The sequence below is a fragment of the Paraburkholderia sp. BR14374 genome (genome assembly GCF_040948685.1).
Taxonomy (GTDB): domain Bacteria; phylum Pseudomonadota; class Gammaproteobacteria; order Burkholderiales; family Burkholderiaceae; genus Paraburkholderia; species Paraburkholderia youngii.
Genome location: NZ_JBFPKF010000001.1, coordinates 439144 through 457348, shown reverse-complemented (window position 1 = coordinate 457348; position 18205 = coordinate 439144). Strand labels below are relative to the sequence as shown.

The 18205-nt window shown below is 64.1% G+C and carries 15 protein-coding genes; all 15 read left to right on the top strand.

The genetic code is table 11. The annotated features are described in order from the left end of the window. The first annotated feature begins 315 nt into the window (after positions 1–315). The 15 genes from AB3X86_RS02020 (at position 316) to AB3X86_RS01950 (ending at position 18131) form a co-directional block, all read left to right on the top strand. Positions 316–4422, top strand: a complete 4107-nt coding sequence (locus AB3X86_RS02020; RefSeq protein WP_368594737.1) for a DUF3683 domain-containing protein — start codon at positions 316–318, stop codon at positions 4420–4422. 33 nt (positions 4423–4455) lie between these two features. Then, positions 4456–4884, top strand: a complete 429-nt coding sequence (locus AB3X86_RS02015) for an HIT family protein (protein WP_176109577.1) — start codon at positions 4456–4458, stop codon at positions 4882–4884. 98 nt (positions 4885–4982) lie between these two features. Beyond that, on the top strand, positions 4983–5396 hold the full coding sequence (locus tag AB3X86_RS02010) for a gamma-butyrobetaine hydroxylase-like domain-containing protein (protein ID WP_013088372.1): 414 nt from the start codon (positions 4983–4985) through the stop codon (positions 5394–5396). A 66-nt stretch (positions 5397–5462) separates the two neighbouring features. Next, positions 5463–6194, top strand: a complete 732-nt coding sequence (gene ubiE, locus AB3X86_RS02005) for a bifunctional demethylmenaquinone methyltransferase/2-methoxy-6-polyprenyl-1,4-benzoquinol methylase UbiE (protein ID WP_368594736.1) — start codon at positions 5463–5465, stop codon at positions 6192–6194. 37 nt (positions 6195–6231) lie between these two features. After that, a complete protein-coding gene (locus AB3X86_RS02000) occupies positions 6232–7236 on the top strand; it encodes a TIM44-like domain-containing protein (RefSeq protein WP_368594735.1) in 1005 nt (334 codons plus the stop codon). Between the two features lie 174 nt (positions 7237–7410). Next, positions 7411–8055 carry an SCP2 domain-containing protein gene (locus tag AB3X86_RS01995; protein ID WP_176122427.1) on the top strand — a complete coding sequence of 215 codons (645 nt, stop codon included), beginning with the start codon at positions 7411–7413 and terminating at the stop codon, positions 8053–8055. A gap of 15 nt (positions 8056–8070) precedes the next feature. Further along, on the top strand, positions 8071–9648 hold the full coding sequence (gene ubiB / locus AB3X86_RS01990; RefSeq protein WP_368594734.1) for a ubiquinone biosynthesis regulatory protein kinase UbiB: 1578 nt from the start codon (positions 8071–8073) through the stop codon (positions 9646–9648). A 96-nt stretch (positions 9649–9744) separates the two neighbouring features. Next, positions 9745–10368 carry a methyltransferase domain-containing protein gene (locus AB3X86_RS01985; protein ID WP_368594733.1) on the top strand — a complete coding sequence of 208 codons (624 nt, stop codon included), beginning with the start codon at positions 9745–9747 and terminating at the stop codon, positions 10366–10368. Positions 10369–10539: 171 nt separating this feature from the next. Further along, positions 10540–10872, top strand: coding sequence for an FmdB family zinc ribbon protein (locus tag AB3X86_RS01980; RefSeq protein ID WP_368594732.1), 333 nt, complete (start codon positions 10540–10542; stop codon positions 10870–10872). Positions 10873–10947: 75 nt separating this feature from the next. Next, positions 10948–11604, top strand: a complete 657-nt coding sequence (locus AB3X86_RS01975; RefSeq protein WP_176122430.1) for a DUF502 domain-containing protein — start codon at positions 10948–10950, stop codon at positions 11602–11604. A 75-nt stretch (positions 11605–11679) separates the two neighbouring features. Further along, a complete protein-coding gene (aspS, locus tag AB3X86_RS01970; RefSeq protein WP_368594731.1) occupies positions 11680–13479 on the top strand; it encodes an aspartate--tRNA ligase in 1800 nt (599 codons plus the stop codon). A 180-nt stretch (positions 13480–13659) separates the two neighbouring features. Next, positions 13660–14175 (top strand): dihydroneopterin triphosphate diphosphatase, encoded by a 516-nt coding sequence (gene nudB, locus AB3X86_RS01965; protein WP_368594730.1) that lies wholly within the window; start codon positions 13660–13662, stop codon positions 14173–14175. Beyond that, positions 14172–15431 (top strand): cardiolipin synthase ClsB, encoded by a 1260-nt coding sequence (clsB, locus tag AB3X86_RS01960; protein ID WP_368594729.1) that lies wholly within the window; start codon positions 14172–14174, stop codon positions 15429–15431. Before nudB ends, clsB begins: the two co-directional genes overlap by 4 nt. A gap of 214 nt (positions 15432–15645) precedes the next feature. Then, positions 15646–16245: a TetR/AcrR family transcriptional regulator gene (locus tag AB3X86_RS01955; protein WP_368594728.1), complete on the top strand. Its 600-nt coding sequence runs from the start codon at positions 15646–15648 to the stop codon at positions 16243–16245. 98 nt (positions 16246–16343) lie between these two features. Next, positions 16344–18131 (top strand): acyl-CoA dehydrogenase C-terminal domain-containing protein, encoded by a 1788-nt coding sequence (locus AB3X86_RS01950; RefSeq protein ID WP_176367933.1) that lies wholly within the window; start codon positions 16344–16346, stop codon positions 18129–18131. Positions 18132–18205: the final 74 nt, after the last annotated feature.

The following is an 18205-nucleotide window of genomic DNA, read 5'->3' as shown; positions in this document are numbered from 1 at the left end:
CCTGCCGTCAACGCGTGGCGGGATGATGCGGTAGAATTCCATTTTGGAATAAGGATCGGAAGATGCACTGGCAGCCTCGGATCGCCCATTTGATGCCCGTTCCGCGCGAATCCTGCCCCGCGGGGGAACGGCATGTCCGCCACGCGCGATCGTGTAGCTGTCCCTGAGTGCCGCGACGCGACCGCCGTGAGTTGGCCGCCGGTCGCGTTCGCTCCCCTGGAAGCCCTAGAAGATTTCAAGCATTGCGCCCCACGCGCATTGTCGGCCGACGCCTCGTGACGAGCGCGCCAGGCCGACCTACCGAGTCGTCCAAACATGAACGCACCTCAAGTTTTCGATCCGCACGGCGCCGCCGCTGCGGTGGCCGCCGATCCCGAAGCGCGTCTGCGCGAAATTCCCTACAACTACACGTCGTTCTCCGACCGCGAAATCGTCATCCGCCTGCTCGGCAACGACGCCTGGGACGCGCTCGCCGAACTTCGCGCCGAACGCCGCACCGGCCGCTCGGCGGGCATGCTGTATGAAGTGCTCGGCGATATTTGGGTCGTGCGCCGCAATCCGTATCTGCAAGATGACCTGCTCGACAATCCGAAGCGCCGCGCGCTGCTGATCGAAGCGCTCAATCACCGCCTGGCCGAAATCGAGAAGCGCCGCCGCGCCGATCTGAGCGAACACGGCGACGAAGCCGGCGTCGAGCGCGCCGCGCGCGTCGAAAAGCTGGTGCAGGCCGCGCGCCGCGCTGTCGACCAATTCGCCGGCGAATTCCAGCAGACCTACGACCTGCGCCGCCGCACCACCCGCGTGCTTGGCAAGGTCACGCAGAAGGACAACATCAAGTTCGACGGCCTGTCGCGCGTCTCGCACGTGACCGATGCGACCGACTGGCGCGTCGAATACCCATTCGTCGTGCTGACGCCGGACTCGGAAGCCGAAATCGCCGGCATGATCAAGGCCTGCTTCGAACTCGGCTTGACCGTGATTCCGCGCGGCGGCGGCACCGGCTACACGGGCGGCGCGGTGCCGCTCACGCCGTTCTCGGCCGTCATCAACACCGAAAAGCTCGAACAGCTCGGCCCGGTCGAAATGACCCAGCTGCCGGGCGTCGATCGCAAGGTCGCGACGATCTTCTCGGGTGCGGGCGTCGTCACGCGCCGCGTGACCGAAGCGGCCGAGCAGGCCGGCTTCGTGTTCGCGGTCGACCCGACCTCGCTCGACGCGTCCTGCGTCGGCGGCAACGTCGCGATGAACGCGGGCGGCAAGAAGGCGGTGCTGTGGGGCACGGCGCTCGACAATCTCGCGTGGTGGCGCATGGTCGACCCGGAAGGGAACTGGCTCGAAGTCACGCGTCTCGAGCACAACATGGGCAAGATCCACGACATCGAAGTCGCGCGTTTCGAGCTCAAGTGGTTCGACGGCAACTACGCGCCGGGCGAGAAGCTATTGCGCTCCGAAGCGCTCGATATCAAGGGCCGGGTGTTCCGCAAGGAAGGCCTCGGCAAGGACGTCACCGACAAATTCCTCGCCGGTCTGCCTGGCGTGCAGAAGGAAGGCTGCGACGGGCTCATCACCTCGGCGCGCTGGGTGCTGCACAAGATGCCCGCGCATACGCGCACCGTCTGTCTCGAGTTCTTCGGCCAGGCGCGCGAGGCGATTCCGAGCATCGTCGAAATCAAGGACTACCTGTTCGAGACGTCGCGCCAGGGCGGCGCGATTCTCGCGGGCCTCGAGCATCTCGACGAGCGCTATCTGCGCGCGGTCGGCTATGCCACCAAGAGCAAGCGCAACGCGTTTCCGAAGATGGTGCTGATCGGCGATATCGTCGGCAACGATGCGGACGCGGTCGCGCAGGCCACCTCGGAAGTCGTGCGCATGGCCAACGGCAAGAGCGGCGAAGGTTTCGTCGCGGTCAGCGCCGAGGCCCGCAAGCGCTTCTGGCTCGACCGCAGCCGCACCGCCGCGATCGCGAAGCACACCAACGCGTTCAAGATCAACGAAGACGTCGTGATTCCGCTCGACCGCATGGGCGAGTACACGGACGGCATCGAGCGCATCAACATCGAGCTGTCGCTGAAGAACAAGCTGCAACTGGTCGACGCGCTCGAAGCGTTCTTCAAGGGCGGCAAGCTGCCGCTCGGCAAGAGCGACGACGCGAACGAAATCCCGAGCGCCGAGCTGCTCGAAGACCGCGTGCAGCAGGCGCTCGATCTGCTCGCGCGGGTGCGCACGCGCTGGGAGTTCGTGCGCGACAAGCTCGATCTGTCGCTGCGCGAGGCGCAGCACTATCTGGTCGGCCTCGGCTATGAATCGCTCGCGGAGAAGTTTGCCGATCGCGTCGACGCGCAACCGGAAGCAACCGTATTCCACCTCGCCCAAGACCGCACGATCCGCGTGTCGTGGAAGCAGGAAATCCGTGCCGAACTGCGGCAGATTTTCAATGGCGGCGAGTTCAAGCCGATCCTCGACGAAGCCCAGGCGATCCACAAGCAGGTGCTGCGCGGCCGCGTGTTCGTCGCGCTGCACATGCACGCGGGCGACGGCAACGTGCACACCAACATCCCGGTCAACTCCGACAACTACGAGATGCTGCAGGACGCGCATACGGCGGTCGCGCGCATCATGAAGCTCGCGCGTTCGCTCGACGGCGTGATCTCCGGCGAGCACGGCATCGGCATCACGAAGCTCGAATTCCTGACCGACGACGAGATCGGCGAATTCCGCAAGTACAAGCAGCGCGTCGATCCGCATGGCCGCTTCAACGCCGGCAAGCTGCTCGAAGGCGCGGATCTGCGCAACGCGTACACGCCGAGCTTCGGCCTGATGGGCTACGAATCGCTGATCATGCAGCAGTCCGATATCGGCGCGATTTCCGAGTCGATCAAGGACTGTCTGCGCTGCGGCAAGTGCAAGCCGGTCTGCGCGACGCACGTGCCGCGCGCAAACCTGCTGTACAGCCCGCGCAACAAGATTCTCGCCACCTCCCTGCTGGTCGAGGCATTCCTGTACGAAGAGCAGACGCGCCGCGGCGTGTCGATCAAGCACTGGGACGAGTTCAACGACGTCGCCGATCACTGCACCGTCTGCCACAAGTGCGTGACGCCGTGCCCGGTGAAGATCGACTTCGGCGACGTGTCGATGAACATGCGCAACCTGTTGCGCAAGATGGGCAAGAAGAAGTTCAACCCGGGCAACGCGGCGGGCATGTTCTTCCTGAACGCGACGAATCCGCAGACCATCAATCTCGCGCGCACCGCGATGATGGGCGTCGGCTACAAGGCGCAACGCCTCGGCAACGAGGTGCTGAAGAAGTTCACGAAGAAGCAGACCGCGCATCCGCCCGCCACGGTCGGCAAGCCGGTGATCACCCAGCAGGTGATCCACTTCATGAACAAGAAGATGCCGGGCAACCTGCCGAAGAAGACCGCGCGTGCGTTGCTCGATATCGAGGACAACAAGATCGTCCCGATCATCCGCAATCCGAGGACGACCACCGCCGACACCGAAGCGGTGTTCTACTTCCCGGGCTGCGGCTCCGAGCGGCTGTTCTCGCAGGTGGGTCTCGCGACCCAGGCAATGCTGTGGGAGGCGGGCGTACAGACGGTGCTGCCGCCGGGCTATCTGTGCTGCGGCTATCCGCAGCGCGGCTCGGGCCAGTACGACAAGGCCGAGCAGATCGTCACCGACAACCGCGTGCTGTTCCACCGAGTCGCCAATACGCTGAACTACCTCGACATCAAGACGGTGGTGGTGTCGTGCGGCACGTGTTACGACCAGCTCGCCGGGTACGAATTCGAAAAGATCTTCCCGGGTTGCCGGATCATCGACATCCACGAGTACCTGCTGGAAAAAGGCATCAAGCTCGATGGCGTGAACGGGGTGCGCTACATGTACCACGACCCGTGCCATTCGCCGATCAAGACGATGGACCCGGTCAAGCTCGTCAACCAGCTGATGGGTTCGGAGCAGGACGGCTACAAGATCGAGAAGAACGACCGCTGCTGCGGCGAATCGGGCACGCTCGCGGTCACGCGTCCCGACATCTCGACCCAGGTGCGCTTCCGCAAGGAAGAGGAAATCCGTAAGGGCGCGGCGAAGCTGCGCGGGATACCGCTCGTCGCCGAAGCGGGCGCGAACGCGATCAATCCCGCCAATGCATCGGCCGGATCCGCCGGTGCGCCGAACGGTTCCGTGCTGAAGGCCGGCGACGGTCCGCAGCCAGGTAACGGCAACGCGGGTTCGACCGACGTGAAGATCCTCACGAGCTGCCCGTCGTGCCTGCAAGGGCTGTCGCGCTACAACGAAGACGCGGGTACCGAGGCGGATTACATCGTGGTCGAGATGGCACGTCACGTGCTCGGCGAAAACTGGATGGCGGACTACGTACAACGGGCGAACAATGGCGGAATCGAGCGCGTGCTGGTTTAATGGCACGACCGACGATATTTGCCGAGGACGACGATGGACTGCGTTTTTTGCCGTGAAGACGGCGGCGATGTGCTATGGCAGGACGACGCGTTGCGAGTCGTCCTCGCCGACGAACACGACTACCCGGGCTTTTGCCGGGTCATCTGGAACGCTCACGTAGCCGAGTTTTCGGATCTTTCCGCCGACGACCGCGATCACGTGATGAAGGCCGTCTACGCAGTCGAGCGTGCGCAGCGGCGCGTGATGCAGCCCGCCAAGGTCAATCTCGCGAGCCTCGGCAACCAGGTGCCGCACGTGCACTGGCACGTGATTCCGCGTTTCTCGAACGATGCGCATTTCCCCCTGCCGATCTGGGCGCCGCGCCAGCGCACGGTGTCCGAAGCGATGCTGTCGTCGCGTCGCGCGCACGCCACGCTGCTGCGCGAAGCCGTGCGGCAGGAAATCGAACAGGCGCTGGGCTGAGCATCGCTGAATCCGCCGCCGCGCACCGCCGGGCTCCGGTCGGTGCGCGGGGCGGCCGAGCCGTCGTTATCACCCCGCCGTTATCTGATGAGGCCAACATGAGCGGATTGACTCCCGAGACGCCGGTGCCGACCGGCGTGGTCGTGCATTCGAAGTCGCGCGTGCTCGAACTGCAGTACGCGAACGGCGAAGCGTACCGGCTGCCGTTCGAACTGCTGCGCGTGTATTCGCCGTCGGCGGAAGTGCAGGGCCACGGGCCCGGCCAGGAAACGCTGCAGACGGGCAAGCGCGACGTGACGATCACGATGATCGAAGGCGTCGGCAATTACGCGCTGCAGCCGACTTTCTCCGATGGCCACTCCACCGGTATCTATTCGTGGGACCTGCTGTACGACATGGCCGTACGTCAGGACGAACTCTGGCGCGCGTATCTCGCCAAACTGGCAGCGGCCGGCATCGATCGCGACACGCCGATGGTGCCCGCCGCTGCTGCGCACGGGCACTGTCACTGATACGATTCGCCCCCGAACGCCGCTCGAGCGGCGCAACATTCAAGAACACGCGAAAGGACGAGCGCGATGAGCAAAACCCACTTCGGCTTTCAATCGGTCGATGAACACGACAAGGCGCAGAAAGTGGCGGGGGTGTTCCACTCGGTGGCCGCCAACTACGACCTGATGAACGACCTGATGTCGGGCGGATTGCACCGGGCGTGGAAGGTGTTCACGATCGCCCAGGCGAACGTGCGGCCGGGCTACAAGGTGCTCGACATCGCGGGCGGGACTGGCGATCTGTCGAAAGCGTTCGCCAAACAGGCGGGCGAGACGGGCGAGGTCTGGCATACCGACATCAATGAATCGATGCTGCGCGTCGGCCGCGACCGGCTGCTCGACAAGGGCATCATTACGCCGACGCTGCTTTGCGATGCCGAGAAAATCCCGTTCCCGGATAACTATTTCGACGTCGTGACGGTCGCGTTCGGCTTGCGCAACATGACGCATAAAGACATCGCCCTTGCCGAGATGCGTCGTGTGTTGAAACCGGCCGGGCGGCTGCTCGTGCTCGAGTTCTCGAAGGTATGGGACCCGCTGAAGAAGGTCTACGATCTGTATTCGTTCAAGGTGTTGCCGTGGCTCGGCGAGCGCTTCGCCAAGGACGCGGAAAGCTACCAGTACCTGGCGGAATCGATCCGCATGCATCCTGACCAGGAAACCTTGAAAACTATGATGGAACAAGCTGGTCTCGACGGCGTCAAATATTACAATTTGTCAGCTGGCGTGGTAGCGTTGCATGTGGGGACCAAATACTAGGGTCCCTAACCCATCGATTTTTAAAGGAAAGTGCGAAATGTCCGATTCGAATCTGTTATCTGCTCGTAAGGTTAAGGGGTCGCTGGCGAGAAGAATCGGACTGATCGCGATGGTCGGTCTGCTGACGGCCGGCACCCTTGCCTCTCTCGACGCCGAAGCACGCCGCATGGGCGGAGGCCGCAGCTTCGGCCGTCAATCAAACAGTCTGCAGCAGCAGCGTCAGACGCCGCCGCCGTCCCAGCCGGCGCAGAACAATCAGGCCACGCAGCAGAGCGCGCAACCGGCGGCTCCTGCAACCAAGCCCACGCCGCCCGCCGCGCCGAACCGCAATCGCTGGCTCGGGCCGATCGCCGGTCTTGCGGCCGGTCTTGGCATCGCCGCGTTGCTGTCGCATTTCGGGCTCGGCGAGGCGTTCGCCGGCATGTTCGCCAACGTGATCGTGATTGCGCTGATGGCAATGGTCGTGATCTGGCTCATCCGCCGCTTCACCGGCCGCAAGCGCGATGCGGCGCAACCGGCTTACGCGGGCACGGCGCCGTCGCTGAACACCAAAGGCACCGACTATATTCAGGAGCCGCGTTACACCGCGCCGCCGACCGGCTCGTATCTCGAACCGCAGGGCAACCCCTTGACCACGCCATCGCTCGGCGCGACGCCGTCGGTGCCGGCCGGCTTCGATTCGGAAGCGTTTCTGCGTAACGCGAAGGTGTACTTCGTGCGCCTGCAGGCCGCGTGGGACGTCGGCAATGTCGATGACATCCGCGAATTCACGACGCCGGAAATGTTCGCCGAAGTGCGCGTCGATCTCACCGCGCGCGGCACGCAGCCGAACCAGACCGACGTCGTGCAGTTGAACGCCGAGCTGCTCGGCGTCGAGGAGCGCGCGACCGAATACTTCGCGAGCGTGCGCTTCTCCGGTTTGATCCGCGAGACGCCGGGCGCGGCGGCCGAGCCGTTCGTCGAAGTCTGGAATCTGACGAAGGCGAACCGCCCTGGCGAAGGATGGCTGCTTGCCGGCATCCAGCAGGTCGAGCAACACTGACATGCCGAAGCATCGAGTCGCGTTTGCCTCGAAAAAAGCCGGCCATGGCACGGCGATTCCTCGCCTCGCGCATCGCTTAGGCCGTTCGGCATAGAAGGCCGCGAAGCGAACGGACGTTACAATGGGAGCCCGCGCAAGCACCTCGCTCGCGCGGGTTTTTTCTTGCCACCTTCGATGACCCTCGCCGCCAAGCCCTTCGCTGCTGCTGTCAATCATCTGCTCGCCCGCGAATCGTGGGCCCGTGAGCGCCTCGCCCCGTACGCGGGCAAGACCGCACGCCTGTCATGTCCACCGGTTGTGCTTGCACTGCTCGTGCAGCCCGACGGCTATCTCGGCACGCTCGACGAAGCCGATGCGCATCAGTTCGACGTAACCATCTCGGTGCCGTCCGACGCACTGCCGGCCTTCCTGCAAGGTGGCCAGGCCGCAGTGATGAAGCACGTGAAGATCGAGGGCGACGCCGAGTTCGCGACCGTGATCGCGAAGCTCGCCGAGCATCTGCGCTGGGAGCCGGAGGAAGATCTCGCGAAGCTGATCGGTGATGGGCCCGCGTGGCGCATCACGTCGCTCGTGCGTTCGGTCGGCGAGCATGTGCAACGCACCGGCCGAAACCTGCTCGACACGGCAGCCGAGTATCTGCTCGACGAGAATCCGCAACTGGTGCGCCGCACCGCGCTCGCGGACTTCAACGTCGAACTGGCGCGCGCGCGTGATTCGCTCGCGCGCGTCGAAAAGCGCATCGAGCGTCTCGAACAGAAGGTCGAAGCCCGCGGCGCGCAAGCGTCGGGCGGCGCCGCCACGTCGCGCGGCACGCGCTAGTCAACGGGCCCAGTCATGCGTTTTCTGCGTTTTCTCAAGATATTTTTTACGGTCATCCGCTTCGGCCTCGACGAAATGATGTTGAGCCGCATCAACGATCGGCGCGTGCGTCTGCTGTTGCGTATCACGACGCTCGGCCGCAAGTTCGATGCGCCGCCGGGCGTGCGTCTGCGGCTCGCACTCGAAAGCCTAGGGCCTATCTTCGTCAAGTTCGGCCAGGTGCTGTCGACCCGTCGCGATCTGCTGCCGGTCGATATCGCCAACGAACTCGCGAAGCTGCAGGACCAGGTGCCGCCGTTCGATTCGGCGGTCGCGATCGCACTCGTCGAGAAGTCGCTCGGCGCGCCGGTCGACGTGCTGTTCGACGATTTCGAGCGGGTTCCGGTCGCGAGCGCGTCGATCGCGCAGGTCCACTTCGCGACGGTGAAGGCCGGCCAGCACGCGGGCAAGGCGGTCGCGGTGAAGGTGCTGCGGCCGAACATGCTGCCGGTGATCGATTCCGACCTCGCGCTGTTGCGCGACATCGCCGTGTGGGCCGAGCGTCTGTGGGCCGACGGCAAACGCCTGAAGCCGCGCGAGGTGGTCGCCGAATTCGACAAGTATCTGCACGACGAACTCGACCTGATGCGCGAGGCTGCCAACGGTAGCCAGTTGCGGCGCAACTTCCAGGGGCTCGACCTGCTGCTCGTGCCCGAGATGTACTGGGAATTCTGCACGCCCACGGTGCTCGTGATGGAGCGCATGGTCGGCGTGCCGATCAGCCAGGTCGATACGTTGCGCGCGGCGGGCGTCGATATCCCGAAGCTCGCGCGCGAGGGCGTCGAGATTTTCTTCACGCAGGTGTTCCGCGACGGCTTTTTCCACGCCGACATGCACCCCGGCAACATCCAGGTGAGCCTCGATCCCGCGCACTTCGGCCGCTATATCGCGCTCGACTTCGGCATCATCGGCGCGCTGTCGGACTTCGATAAAAACTACCTCGCGCAAAACTTCCTCGCGTTCTTCAAGCGCGACTACCATCGCGTCGCGACGCTGCATCTGGAGTCGGGCTGGGTGCCGCCGACCACGCGTGTCGAGGAGCTCGAAAGCGCGATCCGCGCGGTCTGCGAACCGTACTTCGATCGCGCGCTGAAGGACATTTCGCTCGGCCAGGTGCTGATGCGCCTGTTCTCGACGTCGCGGCGCTTTAACGTCGAGATCCAGCCGCAGCTCGTATTGCTGCAAAAGACGATGCTCAACGTGGAAGGACTCGGCCGTTCGCTCGACCCCGAACTGGATCTCTGGAAGACCGCGAAGCCTTACCTCGAACGCTGGATGAACGAGCAGATCGGCTTGCGCGGCTGGTACGAGCGTCTGAAGATCGAGGCGCCGCAGTGGAGCAAGACCTTGCCGCAGTTGCCGCGCCTCGTCCACAACGTGCTGGCCGAGCGCCATCATCCGGTGGGCGGCGCGAACGACGACGTGATCCGCCAGATCCTGCTCGAGCAGAAGCGCACCAACCGTCTGCTGCAAGGCCTGCTGCTGTTCGGTGTGGCGGTCGGTGTCGGCGCGATGCTGGCACGCGCGTTCCTGGCGCTCGCATACGGCGGTTGAGTGCGGCTGCCGGCCCATTGGCCGCGCGGTGTTTCAGCGGCGGTGTACGCCGCGGCTCGCGGTGACGGCCGCGCGCAAACCTGAACGAGGCATCCGATGAGCGATCCGACCCAACCCCCCATGCCCGATTTCGCGAACCGCGATCCCAACTCACCCGAGTTCTGGGACGAACGTTTCGAGCGCCGTTACACGCCATGGGACCAGGCGGGCGTGCCTTCCGCGTTTCGTGCGTTCGCCGAACGGCACCGCGACGCCGCCGTGCTGATTCCAGGCTGCGGCAGTGCCCACGAAGCGGTATGGCTCGCACGTCAGGGCAACCCGGTGCGCGCGATCGACTTCTCGGCCGCCGCCGTCGCGGCGGCGCGCGAGCAACTCGGCGCGGAGCACGCATCGCTGGTCGAGCAGGCAGACTTTTTCACCTATGCGCCCCCGTTCACGCCCGCGTGGATCTACGAGCGCGCGTTCTTCTGCGCGCTGCCGCCGACGCGCCGCGCCGACTATGCGCAACGCATGGCCGAAATGCTGCCGTCCGGCGGGTTGCTCGCAGGGTACTTTTTTATCGGCGCGACGCCGAAGGGGCCGCCGTTCGGCATCGAACGCGAGGAGCTCGACGCGCTGTTCACGCCACACTTCGAGCTTATCGAAGACGAAGCCGTCGACGACTCGATCGCCGTATTCGCCGGACACGAGCGCTGGCTCACCTGGCGGCGTCGCGGCTAGCGTCACGCGCCGCTCTTGAGAGTTCCGCGGGACGCCCCCATCTTGCGCGGTGGCGGGCGCGTCACGCGTCCGCTTCCCGAAATCCGGGGAACGGACATCGTTTGCGGCTATAATTCAAGGCTTTGCAAGCGTTTACAAGATTTCAGTAGGGATTTGGAGTAGGAAAGGATCATGCCGATCTACGCTTATCGTTGCGGGTCATGCGGCTTTGGGAAGGACGTGCTCCAGAAGATGAGCGACCCCCAGTTGACGCAGTGCCCCGAGTGCGGAAAAGACACATTTAACAAGCAAGTCACCGCCGCCGGCTTCCAGTTGAAAGGCTCCGGCTGGTACGTGACCGATTTCCGCGGCGGCAGCGGCGGCGCGAGCACGCCGGCCACGTCGGAAGGGAAGTCCGAGCCGTCCGCGGCCGCTGCCCCGGCTGAACAGGCTGCCCCGGCCGCGCCCGCGGCCCCCGCCGCAGCGCCCGCCGCCGCGAGCGCGAGCGGTTCCGGCAGCGCCTAGTGGGACCGCCGCCCCGGGCGGGCGGCGTATCTACCGCGCATGGGCTTCGGCCCGCGCAGCTTTCTGGCGGTACACATGACGACGAAGAAATTCACGCTCAAATCGGTGTTTCTGACCGGCCTGCTGGTGCTGGTGCCTCTGGCTATCACACTGTGGGTGCTCGGTCTGATCATCGGCACGATGGACCAGACGCTGTTGCTGCTGCCTACCTCGTGGCAGCCGGAACGCGCGATCGGCTATCGCTTGCCGGGCCTCGGCGCGGTGCTCACGCTCGCGTTCATCTTCGTCGTCGGGCTGTTGACGCAGAACTTCATCGGGCAGAAGCTCGTGCAGTGGTGGGAACTGCTGGTCGCGCACATTCCGGTGGTCGGCCCGCTCTACACCAGCGTCAAGCAGGTGTCCGACACGCTGCTGTCGAGCAGCGGCAACGCTTTCCGCAAGGCGCTGCTGATCGAATACCCGCGCCGCGGTTCCTATACGATCGCGTTTCTGACCGGCATCCCGGGCGGCGACGTGGCCAACCATCTGAAGGAAGATTACGTCAGCGTGTACGTGCCGACCACGCCGAACCCGACGTCCGGCTTCTTCCTGATGGTGCCGAAAAGCGAAGTGATCGAGCTCGACATGACGGTCGACGCTGCGCTCAAGTACATCGTCTCGATGGGCGTCGTGGCGCCGTCCGCGCCACCGCCGGCGCCGGTGCGCCGCACCACCGTCGAGCCTCCGCTGTAATGCCGGCGCGCAACGCTTCATGCAGGATCGTCTGCGGCGCGCCGTTCAACCAATGCAAAACGAAAGACAAACATCATGTCGATGAGATCTGAATACTGCGGTCTGGTGACCGAAGAACTGCTGGGCCAATCCGTCTCGCTGTGCGGCTGGGTAAGCCGCCGCCGCGACCATGGCGGCGTCATCTTCATCGACCTGCGCGATCGCGAAGGGCTCGTTCAGGTCGTCTGCGATCCGGATCGCGCGGACATGTTCAAGATTGCCGAAGGCGTGCGCAACGAGTTCTGCGTGCAGATCAAGGGCGTCGTGCGCGGTCGTCCGGAAGGCACGACCAACGCGTCGCTGAAGAGCGGCAAGATCGAAGTGCTGTGTCACGAGCTGATCGTGCTGAACGCGTCGGTCACGCCGCCGTTCCAGCTCGACGACGACAACCTGTCGGAAACCACGCGTCTCACGCATCGCGTGCTCGACCTGCGCCGTCCGCAGATGCAGCACAACCTGCGTCTGCGCTATCGCGTCGCGATCGAAGTGCGCAAGTACCTCGACGAGCAAGGCTTCATCGACATCGAAACGCCGATGCTGACGAAGAGCACGCCGGAAGGCGCGCGCGACTACCTCGTGCCGTCGCGTACGAACCCGGGCCAGTTCTTCGCGCTGCCGCAGTCGCCGCAGCTGTTCAAGCAGTTGCTGATGGTCGCGAACTTCGACCGTTACTACCAGATCACCAAGTGCTTCCGCGACGAAGACCTGCGCGCCGACCGTCAGCCGGAATTCACGCAGATCGACTGCGAAACGTCGTTCCTGTCGGAGCAGGAAATTCGCGATCTGTTCGAGGCGATGATCCGCCACGTGTTCAAGACGACGATCGGCGTTGCGCTCGACGAGAAATTCCCGGTCATGGAATACGCGGAAGCGATGCGCCGCTTCGGTTCGGACAAGCCGGACCTGCGCGTGAAGCTCGAGTTCACCGAGCTGACCGACGCGATGCGCGACGTCGACTTCAAGGTGTTCAGCACGCCGGCCAACACGAAGGACGGCCGCGTCGCGGCGCTGCGCGTGCCGAAGGGCGGCGAGCTGTCGCGTGGCGACATCGACAGCTACACGGAATTCGTGCGCATCTACGGCGCGAAGGGCCTTGCGTGGATCAAGGTCAACGAAGCGGCGAAGGGCCGTGACGGTCTGCAAAGCCCGATCGTCAAGAACCTGCACGACGAAGCGCTGAAGGCGATCATCGAGCGCACCGGCGCGCAAGACGGCGACATCATTTTCTTCGCGGCGGATCGCGCGAAGGTCGTCAACGACAGCCTCGGCGCGTTGCGTCTGAAGATCGGTCATTCGGAGTTCGGCAAGGCCAACGGTCTCGTCGAGTCCGGCTGGAAGCCGCTGTGGGTCGTCGACTTCCCGATGTTCGAATACGACGAGGAAGACAACCGCTACGTCGCCGCGCATCATCCGTTCACGAGCCCGAAGGACGAGCACCTCGAGTACCTCGAAACGGACCCGGCGCGCTGCCTCGCGAAGGCCTACGACATGGTGCTGAACGGCTGGGAAATCGGCGGCGGCTCGGTGCGTATCTATCGTGAGGAAGTGCAGAGCAAGGTGTTCCGCGCGCTGAAGATCAACGCGGAAGAAGCGCAGGCCAAGTTCGGCTTCCTGCTCGACGCGCTGCAATACGGCGCGCCGCCGCACGGCGGCATCGCGTTCGGTTTGGACCGCATCGTCACGATGATGGCCGGCGCCGACTCGATCCGCGACGTGATCGCGTTCCCGAAGACGCAACGCGCGCAGGATCTGCTCACGCAGGCACCGAGCGAAGTCGACGAGCGCCAGCTGCGTGAGCTGCACATCCGTCTGCGTTCGCCGGAACCGAAGGCGTAAAACCGTGGCCGCTTCGCGCGGCCGCGAAAAAGCCACACGAGCGAAACGAAAAGGCGCTGAGGTGTTCTCCACCTCAGCGCCTTTTTCATTTTTTGCGTTACAGTGAAGCCACCGCTTTCCCGACCCTTTCGACCGTCATCCGACATGTACCGCGCGTCGCGTCGCGCCCAGTTTTGAGCCATGCCGAAACCGCCGAAAATTCCGCAGTCCGTCCTCGTCATCATTCATACGCCCGCGCTCGACGTGCTGCTGCTCGAACGCGCCGACCATGCCGCGTTCTGGCAGTCGGTAACGGGTTCGAAAGACCGGCTCGACGAACCGCTCGCCGAGACGGCGGTGCGTGAAGTCGGCGAGGAAACCGGCATCATGATCGGCGGCGCGCTGGTGCCGCGCAGCGCGTTGTTCGACTGGCAGTACTCGATCGACTACGAGATCTACCCGGAATTTCGTTACCGCTACGAAGCGGGCGTGCTCTACAACACCGAGCACTGGTTCAGCCTGCAGGTGCCCGAGCGTATCGACGTGTCGCTCGCGCCGCGTGAACACACCGCCTATATGTGGCTGCCGTATGAAGAGGCCGCATCGCGCTGCTTTTCGTCGTCGAATGCCGATGCGATCCTGCAGTTGCCGCGCCGCCTCGCCGCGCGCCCGATCGACCCCCAATCCGGCCAGCTGGCCGGGGAGCGCGGCCAGTGAGCGCAGGCGGTTCGGGCCGTCTCGCGCGTCTGCGGCATACGTTGCTCGGCCGTCGTTACTTTCAGCGCTACCGCTTCACCGGCAACAACCAGGTCGAGCTCCTGCGCTCCGGCGACGACTTCTTCGACGCGCTGATCGAGCGCATCGATGCTGCAGAGCACAGCGTCGCGCTCGAAACCTACATCTTCTGCGACGACGAAGCCGGCCATGCGGTCAGCGAGGCGTTGCTGCGCGCGGCCGCGCGCGGCGTCAGGGTGCGCGTCATCACCGACGGCATCGGCACCGCGCGCCTGAAAATGTTCGAGCAATGGCCGGCGGGCGGCATCGAGCATCGCATCTACAACCCGCATCTGTTCGGCCGCTTCGGCTTTTCGCGCACGCACCGCAAACTGGCGGTGATCGACGATCGGATCGCGTATTGCGGCGGCATCAATATCGTCGATGACTACGAGAACAACGGCGAGAAGCTGCCCTACCACCGCTGGGACTTCGCGGTCGAACTGCGCGGGCCGGTGGTCGCTGACGTGCGCGACGTGATCGAGGTGCAGTGGCGGCGGATTCGCCTCGGCCATCGGCCGCTCGATTCGATCAGGCCAGACGTGTCGTCGCAGGACGCCAACTCGCTCGGCAGTCTGCGCCGGCGCCGGCGGCGCCGCAACGAGGAGCTGTGGGCCGGCGGCGAGCCGTGCGTCGCGTTCGTGGCGCGCGATAACCTGATCAACCGCCGTGCGATCGAAAAGGCCTATCTGGCCGCGATCGGCCAGGCACGCCATGAAATTCTGCTGGCGAATCCGTACTTCATGCCGGGGCGCAAGCTGCGCCGCGCGCTGGTGTTCGCGGCGCGGCGCGGCGTGGTCGTGAAGCTGATCATCGGGCGCAAGGAGTTCAAGGCGCTCGATTACGCGGTGCCGTTCCTGTACCACGCACTGCTGCGCGCGGGCGTGCAGATCGCCGAATACGAGAAGACGCTGCTGCACGGCAAGGTCGCGGTGGTCGATTCGAACTGGGGCACGGTCGGTTCGTCGAATCTCGATGCGCTCAGCCTGATGCTCAACAACGAAGCGAACGTCGTGCTCGTCAACGATCCGTCGATCGCGAAACTTCGCGAGGCGATTCTCGATGCGTTCACGGACGCGCGCCGGATCGATGAAGCGCACTACGAATCGCGACCGGCGCGCTTGCGCGCGCTGAGTTGGCTCGCGTACACGAGCTACCGGGTCGCGATGAAACTGCTGACGGTGGGCGGCTACGATTGACACCAATAGAACACGCGTGCACTCGTCCGCAACCGTCAATACAAGGCAAACGCCTCTAAAAAATCTGATTAATCTGATGGTCGAAAGCCGCAAAATTAGAGGCCCGGTTAGAAACCGGTTTCTAATAAAGTCCTTGTTTCTAGGACGGCAAGCGCTCAATAATAGTACGGCCGTTCGATTTTGAATTCGGTCACATTAGAACGGTAGAACAGCTATGCGAAAAGGCGAACAAACCCGAGCCGCGATTCTCGACGCAGCACTCGATCTGGCAAGCCGAGACGGACTGGAAGGTCTGACGATTGGCCTGCTCGCCGAGCGCATGCAGATGAGCAAGAGCGGCGTGTTCGCGCATTTCGGGTCGCGCGAGGATCTGCAGGTCGAGGTCGTGCGCGAATATCACCGCCGTTTCGAAGACGAGGTGTTTTTCCCGAGCCTGCGCGAGCCGCGTGGTCTGCCGCGCTTGCGCGCGATGATTTCCCGCTGGTTCGAGAAGCGCATTCAGGAAGTCACGACCGGATGCATCTACATCAGCGGCGCCGTCGAATACGACGATCGCGCGGACAGCCAGGTGCGCGAGCAACTGGTGTCGAGCGTGACGACGTGGCGTGCGGCGCTCACGCGCGCGATTTCGCAAGCGATGGACGAAGGGCATCTGCGCGCCGATACCGACCCGCAGCTGATGCTGTTCGAACTGTATAGCGTCACGCTCGGCCTGCACCACGACGCGCGCTTCCTGCATTTGCCGGATGCGGTGCGCCTCACGTGGGCCGCGCTGGAAAAACTGATTAATTCATATCAGAGCGAAAGCCGTTAGCGGCGTCGCCGGAACTTACCGGAAACGCGCGGCGCACAAGGTCCCTACACGGACCCGGCCAACGGCCTGGCTTTTTGTCAATCCAGGGAGAGGAAGTCATGGGACAGTACGCCGCGCCGCTGCGCGACATGCAATTCGTGTTGCACGAACTGCTCAACGTCGAAGCCGAACTTCGGCACATGCCGAAGCACGCCGATCTCGATGCCGACACGATCAACGCGGTGCTCGAGGAAGCCGGCAAGTTCTGCTCCGAAGTGCTGTTCCCGCTCAACCACAGCGGCGATCAGGAAGGCTGCACGTATGCCGGCGACGGCGTCGTGACCACGCCGAAGGGCTTCAAGGAAGCCTATCAGCAATACGTCGAAGCCGGCTGGCCGGCGCTTGGCTGCGACCCGGAATACGGCGGTCAAGGGTTGCCCGCGTTCGTCAACAACGCGCTCTATGAAATGCTGAACTCGGCGAATCAGGCGTGGACGATGTATCCGGGCCTGTCGCACGGCGCGTACGAATGCCTGCACGCGCATGGCACGCCGGAACTGCAGCAGCGCTATCTGCCGAAGCTCGTCGCGGGCGTCTGGACCGGCACGATGTGTCTGACCGAGCCGCATTGCGGCACGGACCTCGGCATTCTGCGCACCAAGGCCGAGCCGAATGGCGACGGCTCGTACTCGATCAGCGGCACGAAGATCTTCATCTCGAGCGGTGAACACGATCTGGCGGAGAACATCGTTCACCTCGTGCTCGCGCGTCTGCCGGATGCGCCGAAGGGCACCAAGGGCATATCGCTCTTCATCGTGCCGAAGTTCGTGCCGAACGAAGCGGGCGAGCCCGGCGAGCGCAATGGCGTCAAGTGCGGCTCGATCGAGCACAAGATGGGCATTCACGGCAACGCGACTTGCGTGATCAATCTCGACAACGCGAAGGGCTGGATGGTCGGCGAGCCGAACAAAGGCCTGAATGCGATGTTCGTGATGATGAATGCCGCGCGTCTCGGCGTCGGCATGCAGAGCCTCGGCCTCACCGAAGTTGCGTATCAGAACTCGCTCGCCTACGCGAAAGAGCGTCTGCAAATGCGTTCGCTGACCGGTCCGAAGGCGCCGGAGAAGGCCGCCGATCCGATCATCGTGCATCCGGACGTGCGCCGCATGCTGCTCACGCAAAAGGCCTACGCCGAAGCCGGCCGCGCGTTCTCGTACTGGTCGGCGCTGCAGATCGACAAGGAGCTGTCGCACGCCGACGAAGCCGAGCGCAAGGATGCCGCCGACCTCGTCGCATTGCTCACGCCGATCCTGAAGGCGTTCTTGTCGGACAACGCGTTCGAAGGCACCAATCACGCGATGCAGATCTACGGCGGCCACGGCTTCATCGCCGAATGGGGCATGGAGCAGTACGTGCGCGACGCGCGCATCAACATGATCTACGAAGGCACCAACGGCATCCAGTCGCTCGATCTGCTCGGCCGCAAGGTGCTCGGCGACATGGGCGCGAAGCTGAAGAAGTTCGGCAAGCTCGTCGCCGAGTTCGTCGAAGCCGAAGGCATCAAGCCGGAAATGCAGGAGTTCGTGAACCCGCTCGCCGACATCGGTGAAAAGGTGCAGAAGCTGACGATGGAAATCGGCATGAAGGCGATGCAGAACCCGGACGAAGTCGGCGCCGCGGCCGTGCCGTATCTGCGCACGGTCGGCCATCTGGTGTTCTCGTACTTCTGGGCGCGCATGGCACGTATCGCGCTGGACAAAGAGGCATCGGGCGATCCGTTCTACAAGGCGAAGCTCGCGACCGCGCGGTTCTACTTCGCGAAGCTACTGCCCGAAACGGCGATGACGATCCGCCAGGCGCGGGCCGGTTCGAAGCCGATGATGGACGTCGAAGAAGCGTTGTTCTAACGCTCACAGATGGAGCGAGGCGCCCGCGCGCAGCGAACCCGCGCTGCCTCGCTCCAGACCACACACCTCGCGCG

Excerpts from the sequence above, each read along its gene's own strand:
- aspS (WP_368594731.1), top strand. The coding sequence starts at position 11,680 with ATGTCGATGAGATCTGAATACTGCGGTCTGGTGACCGAAGAACTGCTG.
- AB3X86_RS02015 (WP_176109577.1), top strand. The coding sequence starts at position 4,456 with ATGGACTGCGTTTTTTGCCGTGAAGACGGCGGCGATGTGCTATGGCAG.
- AB3X86_RS02020 (WP_368594737.1), top strand. The coding sequence starts at position 316 with ATGAACGCACCTCAAGTTTTCGATCCGCACGGCGCCGCCGCTGCGGTG.
- ubiE (WP_368594736.1), top strand. The coding sequence starts at position 5,463 with ATGAGCAAAACCCACTTCGGCTTTCAATCGGTCGATGAACACGACAAG.
- AB3X86_RS01950 (WP_176367933.1), top strand. The coding sequence starts at position 16,344 with ATGGGACAGTACGCCGCGCCGCTGCGCGACATGCAATTCGTGTTGCAC.
- AB3X86_RS02000 (WP_368594735.1), top strand. The coding sequence starts at position 6,232 with ATGTCCGATTCGAATCTGTTATCTGCTCGTAAGGTTAAGGGGTCGCTG.
- AB3X86_RS02010 (WP_013088372.1), top strand. The coding sequence starts at position 4,983 with ATGAGCGGATTGACTCCCGAGACGCCGGTGCCGACCGGCGTGGTCGTG.
- AB3X86_RS01975 (WP_176122430.1), top strand. The coding sequence starts at position 10,948 with ATGACGACGAAGAAATTCACGCTCAAATCGGTGTTTCTGACCGGCCTG.
- AB3X86_RS01985 (WP_368594733.1), top strand. The coding sequence starts at position 9,745 with ATGAGCGATCCGACCCAACCCCCCATGCCCGATTTCGCGAACCGCGAT.
- ubiB (WP_368594734.1), top strand. The coding sequence starts at position 8,071 with ATGCGTTTTCTGCGTTTTCTCAAGATATTTTTTACGGTCATCCGCTTC.
- nudB (WP_368594730.1), top strand. The coding sequence starts at position 13,660 with ATGCCGAAACCGCCGAAAATTCCGCAGTCCGTCCTCGTCATCATTCAT.
- AB3X86_RS01955 (WP_368594728.1), top strand. The coding sequence starts at position 15,646 with ATGCGAAAAGGCGAACAAACCCGAGCCGCGATTCTCGACGCAGCACTC.
- AB3X86_RS01995 (WP_176122427.1), top strand. The coding sequence starts at position 7,411 with ATGACCCTCGCCGCCAAGCCCTTCGCTGCTGCTGTCAATCATCTGCTC.
- AB3X86_RS01980 (WP_368594732.1), top strand. The coding sequence starts at position 10,540 with ATGCCGATCTACGCTTATCGTTGCGGGTCATGCGGCTTTGGGAAGGAC.